This is a genomic window from Moorena sp. SIO2C4 (assembly GCF_010672485.1).
GTDB lineage: Bacteria > Cyanobacteriota > Cyanobacteriia > Cyanobacteriales > Coleofasciculaceae > Moorena > Moorena producens.
The window spans coordinates 1-12,055 of sequence record NZ_JAAHGN010000094.1 but is presented as its reverse complement, the minus strand read 5'-3'; the positions used below and the strand labels follow the sequence as shown (position 1 = coordinate 12,055).

General features: G+C 43.6%; 5 protein-coding genes. All 5 read left to right on the top strand.

Annotation, left to right across the window (positions count from 1 at the left end; genetic code table 11):
• On the top strand, positions 1-532 hold a 532-nt coding region (locus F6K20_RS07785), incomplete at its 5' end, for a chlorinating enzyme (protein WP_287294320.1).
• 153 nt (positions 533-685) lie between these two features.
• Positions 686-1,492, top strand: a complete 807-nt coding sequence (locus F6K20_RS07780) for a thioesterase II family protein (protein ID WP_008178622.1) — start codon at positions 686-688, stop codon at positions 1,490-1,492.
• A 34-nt stretch (positions 1,493-1,526) separates the two neighbouring features.
• Positions 1,527-3,080: an amino acid adenylation domain-containing protein gene (locus F6K20_RS07775; protein ID WP_008178620.1), complete on the top strand. Its 1,554-nt coding sequence runs from the start codon at positions 1,527-1,529 to the stop codon at positions 3,078-3,080.
• Positions 3,081-3,154: 74 nt separating this feature from the next.
• A complete protein-coding gene (locus F6K20_RS07770; RefSeq protein ID WP_287294318.1) occupies positions 3,155-10,078 on the top strand; it encodes a type I polyketide synthase in 6,924 nt (2,307 codons plus the stop codon).
• A gap of 7 nt (positions 10,079-10,085) precedes the next feature.
• On the top strand, positions 10,086-12,055 hold a 1,970-nt coding region (locus tag F6K20_RS07765; RefSeq protein ID WP_287294316.1), incomplete at its 3' end, for a type I polyketide synthase.

Here is a 12,055-nt window from a genome sequence, read left to right as displayed (position 1 = left end):
TGAGGGAGAGTCGAAGCTGGTTCCTACTGAGTCTCACGATGGACCTTGGGAACTGACTGCTTGGGTAACCTTCAGTGAAGCCACTCGAAAAAATGGTTGTATGAAAGTCATGCCTGGTACTCACACTACCTGGTACTTTGACGAACATCGGAACATTAAGTTTGAGCCAGATAATATCAACCAAAAACTCACCAAAGGCCAAAAATCAGGTTTCTATGGCTATGACTACGATAAACTGAAACTCGATCCAAATTGGGAACCAGATGAATCCCAAGCGGTACACTTGGAGATGGAACCGGGTCAATTTTTCCTGTTTACCTCTCGCTGTATGCATGGTTCTGAACCAAATACCTCTGAATCATCGATACGTTACGGTTGGTCAACACGCTTTGTATCAACAGATGTGAGAGTATATCCAGATTGGGATTCTTTTGAGCACTTTGGGGAAAAGTTTATGCTGGATCGCTATTCAACTGTTCTAGTGGCTGGGGAAGATACTTACAAACACAACAAAGTGAGACAACCTCTGTAGAGAATTTGTCAAGTATTCTCGGCAAACCGGGTTTCCCATGAGGAGGACAAGGAAATATCAGTATTTCCTCAAAAGAACCCCGGTTTCTTGACTGGCTCTCTAAGAAAGGAACCTCCTAGCATACCTTCATGGCAACATATTAGTTATAAGCCAATGCAAACAGATGATTCATCCTGGTTAATTTTTGATGAAACCCCAAAATGTGAGGCATCCAAGATGCGTTTATTTTGCTTTCATTATGCAGGTGCAGGGGGTTCTATTTTCCAGGATTGGTCGAGAGCGCTCCCTGATGAAGTTGAGTTAGTCGCAATTCAGTTACCAGGCAGGGAAAAGCGTTGTTATGAACCGTTAATGTCCAATATTGAGGACATTAATCTTGTACTAGCTCAAGAGTTGTCGCCGTTTCTGTCCAAACCCTTTGCTTTTATGGGTCATAGCATGGGTGCATTGATTGCTTTCGACTTGATTAGGCTATTACGTCAACAAGAACTCGGACAACCCCAATTTCTAATGGTTTCAGGGTTTGATGCTCCCCAGCTAAGACCAAAAGAATCCTCAAATATGCACCAGTTGCCTGATGATGAATTTGCTCAAGCAATTCGCGATTATAACGGGATACCTCAAGTGATTGCTCAAAATGAGGAATTGTTTGAGTTGCTGCTTCCACGCCTCCGATCGGACATCAAACTGGGAGAAACTTATATTTATAAAGATGAAGAGCCACTGGACTGCCGGATCATTGCTTTATATAGTACAGAAGATTCATTTGTTAGTAAGAGCGGTATGTATAGTTGGCAAGAACAAACTAAGGGGGAGTTTGAACTATATACTTTCCCTGGAGACCATTTCTTCCTGCACAGTGCAGAAGAGTTAGTGCTTAACACTATCTGCACAGAATTACAGCGATATATTAAGGCTAATGATAATTGTTCGACGAAAGTAGCATTGCAAAAATCATAGCTTACTAACCATCATATAAAAGGATGAAATCACCATGGGTAAAAACATTGCTAATCTTGTGACAAGACATAGTAAAAAATCTCCTCATAAATGTGCAATAACAGATGGACAAACTGAATTATCCTATGGTGTCTGGGAGGCAGCTAGTAACCGCTTTGCACGAAAGTTAATCGAGATGGGTTGTCAAAAAGGCGATCGCGTAGTGGTACTAGCCAGTAAGCAGACTATACTCATGGTTGGTATACTGGGCATATTTAAGGCAGGCTGCATCCATGTGCCCCTAGATGGTAAGATGCCTGTCAATCGTCTTAATAAAATCATTACAGAAATTATTCCTAGTGTGATATTGACAGACCAAGAATTATTGCATTTGGTCAGCGAAAATGTTCCGCAGGAAGTGAAAATAGTTCTAATCGAGCAATTACACCCTCTAATCACCGACAGCACAGTAGAGGAAAAAGATAGATTGCCACAAATTGAAAGTGAAGATATTGCTTATTGCATTTATACATCGGGCTCAACTGGAGATCCTAAAGGAGTATTGATTAAGCATGGCAGTGTCATAGATTTTTTTGAGGGAACTCGAGAGTTTTATGATGTAGATGAAGATTCACGTTGTGTCAGTTTCTCACCTTTTCATTTTGATGCATCAGTAATAGATATACTATTTCCCCTTTACCAAGGAGCCTGGCTATATTTATATAGTGATGTTGTCTTACATGAGTTGCTGTTTGAGGTAATCAAAAATAACTCAGTAACTCATTTTGCTGCTTTCGGTTCAATGTTAGGCTTGATTGCGCAAACAAAAGAGTTCGACGATGTTATCCTTAAAGATCTCAAAACAATTCTAACTGGTGCAGATGTTCCCGATATCAAAGTGATCCAAAAATGGTTGGGAAAGGGTGAGAACATAAAAATTATCAATGGCTACGGACCGACTGAGGGAACTTGTGCTTGTGCAGCCTATATCATCCGCGATCGAGATCCAAATCGTCGCGAGCTATATCCTATTGGCAAACCGTTGAAAAATGCTAAGCTATATCTAGTAGATCAGCAGAATCAGGAGATCTACGATCCAGAAATACCAGGAGAACTCTTGATCGGTGGCACTCAGGTCATGGCGGGCTATTGGAACCGGGAGCAGCAAAGTAAAGAAAGACTTGTTGAATTCAAGGGGACAACTTGCTACAAAACAGGCGATATTTGTAAGTACCTAGCAGATGGTAACCTCTTCTTCGTCGGACGGAATGATAATGAAGTAAATGTTGGTGGGTATAGAGTTCACCTCAACGGAATAAAGCAAGTCATTAATAGATTCCATTGGGTGGAAAATTCAGAGGTAGTGACGCTAGAATCTAAGTATGGAGAAAAAATGTTGGCTGCGGCTCTGATGTTGGCAAATGAGACATCAAAAGATAGTGCATTGAAACAAATAAAAGAGCATTTAAACCAAGAATTACCACAGTATATGGTGCCGAGGCAGATTGTCGTTATGGAAAAATTTCCTCAGCTATCCTCTGGAAAAACCGATCGAAAAACACTATCGTCTATCTTAGAGAGGGATTTGCTGGCAAGTAAAGTGCATTAATATATTTATGATCATCGAGGTAGAATTGTAATTGATTGCTGAAAAGTGGCACTAAACGCATGAAGGATAATCCTATGGGTATACATCAAAAAAACTATGATGAGGTAAATCATAAACTTTCCACCAGCTTTGGTGGTTCATTAAATATCCCATCAAATTCTCCAACACTTCTATGCGATCTGTTACCGCGAGCAGCTTTAACGAATAAAGGAATTACATATATTCAGGCGGATGGCTCAGAACAATACCAATCCTATCAAGACTTACTATTAGATGCCAAAAGGATATTGGCAGGGTTAAGACAATGGGATCTTAAACCACAAGATAAGGTGATATTGCAATTGGAAGAAGGACATGATTTTATTCCAGCCTTTTGGGGTTGTCTATTAGGTGGATTTATTCCTGTACCTCTATCTATCGCCCCTACTTACCAGCAATTAAATAATGTAACTAAAAAGTTACACAATGCATGGCAGATGCTAGAGCATCCGCTGATATTAACCAACCGAGAGCTTGCTCCTGAGATTCGGTCTCTATCAACTCATCTAAATTTGAGGGATTTTCAGACAGGTGTCATTGAAGATCTAAGGAAGCAAGATCCAACTCAAGAAATTTACCGAGGGCAACCAGATGAATTGGCTTTGCTTTTGTTAACCTCTGGCAGTACTGGACTCCCAAAAGGAGTCATGTTGAGCCATAGAAATATTTTGAGTGAGTCTGCAGGCACGATCCAGATGAATCACTTCGATTCTGAGGCGGTAACCTTGAATTGGATGCCCCTAGATCACGTGGGGGGGATTATTATGCTGAACGTTATGGCCGTAGAACTAGGCTGCCAACAAGTTCATGCACCAACTAAATATATTTTGCAAAACCCACTCCATTGGTTAGCTTTGATTGAACGACATCAAGCAACAATCTCTTGGGGACCAAACTTTGCATATTCCCTCATTAATGACTTGGTTCAAGATGCTGAAGCAGGGTCATGGGATTTGTCATCGATCAGTTTCTTAGTGAATGGAGGAGAACAAATTTCGCCTAAAGTCGCTCGTAGATTTTTGAAATTAATGAAGCGACAAGGATTAGCAGAAACGGTATTACGTCCAGCTTTTGGCATGTCAGAAACCTCTGGAGGCATTACTTGGTCCGATCAATTTTCACTCAGTAATACTTCAGATGACATGCCCTTTGTTGGTTTGGGTCTTCCTATTCCTGGTGCTTGTCTGCGAATTGTTAATGATGATAATGAAATTGTTCATGAAGGTGCGATCGGTAAGCTCCAAGTTAAAGGGGCATCAGTCACTAGTGGTTACTATCAAAACCCTGAGATAAATCAAGCTGCATTTACTGCGGATGGCTGGTTTAGGACGGGGGATTTAGGCTATCTAGAGAATGGATATCTTGTTTTAACAGGGCGAGATAAGGACGTAATTTTGATCAATGGAGTTAATTACCCTGCCCATGAAATTGAAGCAGTAGTGGAAGAAGTGGATGGAGTTGAAATTTCCTTCACAGCTGCCTGCGCTATACAAGGTAAAACGAATTCGTCTTCATCAGATCAACTTGCGATTTTCTTTAGTGCGGTTGAAGCAAATATTGAGACCAATCCAGAAGTTCTCAAAGGACTAATAAAAAAAATTAGAGGTGCTGTCGTTCAAAATATAGGAATTAATCCCGATTATCTCCTACCGGTTGGTAAGGAATCTATTCCTAAAACAGCAATTGGAAAAATTCAACGTCAAAAGTTAAAGCAGCAATTTGAAGCAGGAGAATTTGATCCTTTAATCGAGACAGTAGGACAGTCTCTAAGAATTATGGGATCTCAGGAAACAGCCTTAGCCTTACCTCAAACTGAGGTAGAACAGGTAATTGTCAATATTTGGCAAGATGTCCTCGGTTTAGATAAAATTGGCTTGCAAGAGAACTTCTTTGAATTAGGTGGTCATTCCCTTTTACTGTTAACGCTACAAAGTCAGTTGCAAGAATCTTTTGGCAAAGAATTGTCAATTGCAGAGATGTTTAGTCATCCCACTATCGAGGCGTTGGCTCAATATTTCACCCAGACGCAACCTGAAGATTCAGCAGCCCAACAGGGGTATGCACGGGCACAGATTCGCCAAGAAGTTCGTAAAGCGGACTCAACAGAGATTGCGGTGATTGGCATGGCAGGTCGATTCCCTGGCGCAGATAATCTCGATCAATTCTGGCAGAACTTACAGAATGGAACGGAGTCCATTACCTTTTTCTCAGATTCAGAACTATTAGCTTCTGGCATTGATCCGAAGCTTTTAAGTAATCCTAATTATGTGAGAGCAAGTCCAATTCTTTCTGATGTGGAATATTTTGATGCTCACTTCTTTGGCTATACTAACCGAGAAGCTGAATTTATGGATCCCCAGCAACGATTATTGATGGAATGTGCCTGGGAAAGCTTGGAAGATGCAGGGTATGATCCTCTGACTTATTCAGGCTCTATTGGTTTGTATGCGGGAGCAATGTTAAGTACTTATTTCATTCATAATCTTCTGCCCAACCGTGACACTTTTGATGAACATGATGATTTACGAGTACTCACTCCCGACTCTATGGGCGGCCTGCAGGTGGTACTTGCTAATGATAAAGATTATCTGACAACACGCATCTCCCATAAATTGAACCTGACTGGACCGAGTGTCAATATTCAAACGGCTTGCTCAACTTCACTCGTTACAGTTCACACAGCAGTCCAGAGCTTGCTTAATGGAGAATGTGACTTGGCTCTTGCGGGAGGTGTTTCAGTGCAGGTGCCCCAACGAGTTGGACATCTCCACCAAGAAGGGCTCATAGCATCTCCCGATGGCCACTGTCGAGCCTTTGATGCCCAAGCAGAAGGAACTATTTTTGGCAATGGCGTTGGCTTGGTTGCCTTGAAGCGCCTGGAGGAAGCTCTCCAAGATGGAGATCATATCTATGCGGTTATTAAGGGATCTGCCATTAATAACGATGGGAGCAACAAAGTTGCGTATACCGCACCCAATGGGGAGGGACAGACTACAGTGGTGGCCGAGGCAATTGCAACTGCCAATATCAATCCCGAGACGATTACCTATGTGGAAGCTCACGGCACAGGAACTTTGCTCGGAGACCCGATCGAATTGGGTGCTCTGAGCCAAGCATTTCAGGCTAAAACTCAGCGCAAACAGTTTTGTGCCCTTGGGTCTGTCAAAACCAATGTGGGGCACTTACAAATCACCTCCGGCATTGTGGGCTTGATTAAGACAGTCCTTGCTCTTTACCACAAACAAATCCCCCCTAGTCTTCATTTCCAAACACCGAATCCCAAAATTGACTTTGCCAATAGTCCGTTTTTTGTGAATACAATGCTCTCTGAGTGGGAGAGGAATGGTCATCCTCGACGGGCCGGTGTTAACTCCTTAGGGTTTGGAGGAACAAATGCCCATGTGATTTTGGAGGAAGCACCAGAAAATGCCCAACCAAAAACCAGAAACGAAGATGGAGCCAAGCTTGAGGACCGATCGCATCATCTTCTCACCCTTTCAGCCAAAACAGCTCCTGCACTGCAAGCGTTAGTCAAGCGCTATCAGAGTTATCTAAATGCAAGTGCTGAAGTAGAACTTGGAGATATTTGTTATACGGCTCATGTGGGGAGGACGCACTTTGAACATTGGTTAGCGATTGTGAGTGAGTCGCTCCCCGATCTACGTCAAAAACTGGCAAATGTGCTGGATGACGGTGAGTTCAGCCCTGAGCAAGTTCCTGAGTGTGCTCAAGGGCAGACCTCAGCATCAGCTAGATCCCAAATTGCTTTTTTGTTCACTGGTCAAGGGTCGCAATATCTGAACATGGGGCAGCAACTGTATCAAACTCGGTCTGTGTTTCGGGATGCGATCGACCAATGTGACCAGATTTTACAGTCTGAGTTAGATACTTCTTTGCTGGATGTTCTGTATCCGAAAACAGCGGATGAACAGGGTGCGGTTCTGCTGAATGAGACGACCTATACCCAACCGGCTTTGTTTGCGATCGAATATGCTTTAGCTCAATTGTGGCAGTCTTGGGGAATTCAGCCAGCGGTGGTAATGGGGCATAGTGTAGGTGAGTATGTCGCAGCAACGATTGCTGGGGTCTTTGATTTAGAAACCGGACTAAAACTGATTGCTGCTCGGGGCCGGTTGATGCAGCAGCTACCTGCCGGAGGAGCGATGGTATCAGTGATGGCCTCTGAAGAGAGAGTGCGATCGCTAATTTCCCCCCATACCGAGAAGATATCTATTGCAGCTATTAATGGACCTGAAAGTGTGGTGATCTCAGGTGTTGCTGAGGTCTTGGGTGCGATCGCCAGCCAGCTTGAATCAGCAGGGGTGAAAACTAAGTCCTTACAGGTTTCCCATGCATTTCATTCTCCTCTAATGGAGCCAATATTGGCAGAGTTTGCCACGGTGGCTAAACAGCTGACCTACCATCCCCCTGGCATTCCCTTGATCTCAAATGTGACGGGGGCAAAAGCAGACGAACAAATCGCCACTGCTCAGTACTGGGTCAATCACATTCGTCAACCAGTTCGATTTGCCAACAGTATGGAAGCATTATCTGAACTTGGGTATGACTGCTTTCTAGAAATTGGTCCCAAGCCCATTTTGTTGGGGATGGGGCGTCAATGTCTTCCAGAAGGGACAGGAGTGTGGTTACCTTCTCTGCGTCCGACGGTAGACGATGAGCAGCAGATCCTCTCTAGCTTGGCGCAGTTGTATGTCTGTGGAAGCAAAGTAGATTGGTCTGGGTTTGAGCAGCATGGTGGAAAGAAGGTAGCCTTACCCACCTATCCATTCCAGAGGCAGCAATATTGGATCGATGCCTCCGTGGATACGCATCAAAGTGCTTCCGGAGTAGAAAACACTACAATCGTTAATCTACTCAATGAAGGAAATACGGAAGCACTAGCCCAAAAATTGGAAGACGTTGGTCAACTTTCATCAGAACAGCTCAAAGTATTACCAGATATATTAAAAGTACTGACTCAACAACATCAACAACAATTAGTTGCCTCTACCCTCAACCATTGGCTCTACCAAGTTCAATGGATACCCCTATCTGATAACCAAAAGCAGTCAACCCCTCAACCAAGTCACTGGTTGATTTTGGCAGATACCACTGGTATAGGAAAAACGTTAGCGAACCTCTTGCAGCAGCAGGGACATGAGTGCAGTTTGGTTTATCGTGCCGATCACTATCAGTACCAAGGATCAGGGATTTATGAACTCAACCCTGCTTTTCATCAGCATTTTAAGCAACTCTACCAAACGATTATTGAAACGATACAACTACCATTGCAAAGAGTTATTCATCTGTGGAGTTTAGATGCACCATACACCCAAGATTTAACTATTAGTACACTTGAATCAGTCCAATTATGGGGATGCGCCAGTGTACTATACCTACTTCCAGAAATAATCAACAACTTCAACATCCACTCTCCCCAAATATGGTTTGTTACCCGAGGTGCTCAGGTAATCCTTTCCCAGGCAGACAAACTTACCATCGCCACATCTCCATTATGGGGTCTAGGTAAGGTGATGGCTCTAGAACATCCACAACTATGGGGAGGCTTAGTCGATTTAGATCCGCAAGCGCCAGACAATGAAGCAGAATTGTTACTTCAACGGGTATCAGGAGACTCAGAGGAAGATCATCTCGCTTTACGCGGAGAGAAAACCTATGTTGCTCGTTTAGTTCAGCAATCTCTGACTGAATATTCTGTGATGTCATTATCGTCTGAAGGCACTTACTTAATTACTGGAGGAACCGGTACTTTAGGGTTGCATGTTGCGAGGTGGATGGCGGCAAAAGGAGCTCGGCATTTAGTTTTAACTGGACGCAATGAGCCATCAAAAATAGCAACTGATACCATTCAAGAATTAGAAAGAACTGGAGCACATATTAGTCTTATTTTAGGAGATATCTCTATAGAAGAAGACGTTGCTCAACTGTTCCGGCATATTCAAGATTCTTTCCCAGTCTTAAAAGGGGTCATTCATGCCGCTGGAGTGTTAGATGATGGCATATTACAGCAGCTGAATTGGGAAAGATTAATCAAGGTGATGGCACCCAAGATGAAAGGAGCATGGCACTTACATCAAGCAACTCAACATCTGACCTTGGACTTTTTTGTTTGCTTTTCATCAATCGCATCACTCTTGGGTTCTCCAGGTCAAGGAAACTATGCAGCAGCAAATGCCTTCATGGATGCCCTTGTTCACTATCGTCGAGGAATGGGACTACCAGGGCTAAGTATCAATTGGGGAGGATGGCTCCAAGGCGGGATGGCAACCCGCTTAAGCGATAAACATCAGACAAGGCTAGAAGCAGTTGGTATGAGTTTTATTTCCCCAGAACAAGGGGTACAGGCATTAGAACAACTGCTCCTTAATCAATCTATACAGACCAGTGTAATCCCTGTACGGTGGTCTGTATTCGCACATCAATGGGGAAATAACCGTAGTTCCTTGCTACGTTATCTCTTCCGGAAAGAGAAATTACGGGAGCAACAGAACCTCAAACAAAAGGCAAACCGAGAGCTCTTAAAGAAACTAGAAGCTTTACCTGTTAGTGCACGCCCAGCAATTTTAAGCAGCTATCTTCAATCACAAGTGGCTCAATTGCTAGGTTTAGGTGAATCTCAATTACCTGCAATGGATTTAGGTTTTGCAGAAATGGGGATAGACTCTCTCATGGCAATAGAGTTAAATAACCGACTGCAAACTCAATTAGCAGCTATCTTACCTGCAACCATTGCCCTTGAATATCCAACGATTGAAAAATTATCCCAATACATTTCTGAAGAGATCATGCAGTGGTCACTAGATGATTACGACAACAATCAGATAGAAAAAATAACTCAAGAACAAAATGCAAGTAAAAAACAGCTCAACTTGCATATTTTATCTGATGAGGAAGTGGAAGCAAGTCTAATAGAAAAATTAAGCGATATGGGGTATTAATGTAAATATGAAAAAACAAGAACAGGAGCCATCGATTTCTCCAATCAAGAGAGCGTTTCGAGCCGTAGAAGATATGAAGGCAAAGCTCGAAGCAATAGAGTATTCCACAACTGAACCTATTGCTATTATTGGCATTAGTTGTCGATTCCCGGGAAATGCCAATACGCCAGAAAGCTTTTGGCAGCTGTTACGAAAGGGTCAAGATGCTGTGGGGGAAATTCCACCGCAAAGGTGGGATATCAATGAGCTCTATGACCCCGACCCTGATATGCCAGGGAAAATGTATATTCGCCATGCTGCATTAATTGATTCAATTGATCAGTTTGACCCTCACTTTTTTAGTATTTCCCCCCGAGAAGCAAATAGCCTTGACCCACAACAGCGTTTTCTGCTGGAAGTCACATGGGAAGCACTCGAAAGAGCAGGAATTAACCCCCAGACATTAGAAGGTACTCAGACAGGGTTGTTTCTGGGCATTGGTCAAAACGATTATGCGCATCTGAGCCTCAACCAATTAGAAAAGATTAGCCCCTATGATGGCACAGGAAATGGGTTTTGCTTTGCAGCAGGTCGGTTATCTTACTTTCTAGGATTGCAAGGTCCATCTGTGGCAATAGATACAGCTTGTTCAGCGTCTCTGGTAGCTGTACATCAAGCTTGTCAAAGTCTACGTTTAGGTGAGTCTACACTAGCTTTAGCCGGAGGGGTACAACTGATTTTCTCTCCGATCATGACCATCACACTATCCAAGTTGAAAGCCCTTGCCCCTGATGGACGCTGTAAAACTTTTGATGCTGCTGCGGATGGCTATGGTAGAGGCGAGGGGTGTGGCATGGTTGTCCTCAAACGTCTCTCCGATGCCCTTGAAGAGGGTGACCACATTTGGGCAGTGATCAGAGGTTCAGCTGTGAACCATGATGGGCTCAGCAGTGGATTAACGGTACCGAATAAACTGGCTCAGGAAAAACTACTGAGGCAAGCTTTAAAAGCTGCCAAAATAGAACCCTCTCAGGTGAGTTATGTGGAAGCTCACGGTACAGGGACATCTTTGGGAGATCCACTGGAGGTGAGAGCTTTATCTAGTGTGTTTGGGGAGGGGCGTGATCATCAACATCCGGTAACCATTGGTTCTGTCAAAACAAATATTGGTCACTTGGAAGCGGCAGCAGGAATTGCTGGATTGATCAAGATCATTTTGCAACTCAAACATCAAGAGATTGCGCCTCATTTACATTTTAAAAATGCGAACCCCTATATTGATTGGGAAAATATTCCTCTCAAGGTGGTCACTCAGCGAACACCTTGGGCACCAGTCGAGGGACAACGAGTGGCGGGGGTTAGCTCTTTTGCCATCAGTGGCACAAATGCCCATGTTGTCTTGGCGGAGGCACCGGATCCAGTCAAACGGGAAGGAGTGAGCGATCGCCCCTTGCATCTTTTAACGTTGTCCGCGAAAACCCAACCTGCTTTAGCAAAATTAGCCAGTCGTTATCATCAGTATCTGCAAACCCATTCAGATACTGATATTGCAGATATTTGTTATACCGCTCACACTGGACGAGCCCACTTCGACTATAGACTGGCTACGATGGCCTCTAATCCACAGGAATTGGCAGAAAAACTGTTGCATCTGAACACTAGCGAAGATGTCCCTGGGCTAGTTTTAGGCCATTTCAATAGTGCCCATACAATGAAAATGGCCTTTCTTTTCACCGGCCAAGGTTCTCAGTATGTCAATATGGGTCGCCAACTGTATCAAGCGGAACCTTCATTTCGGGCAGCAATACAGCAATGTAATGAGATCCTAAAGCCCTATCTGGATGTGCCGTTGCTAGAGGTTCTCTATCCAAGGCTAAGTCCCAACGATCAAGGAACAGAGGTCCGTGATGAGGATTCATCTTTACTCAACCAAACGGCCTATACTCAGCCAGCGCTATTTGCGATTGAATATGCCCTGGCTCAGCTGTGGCAATCTTA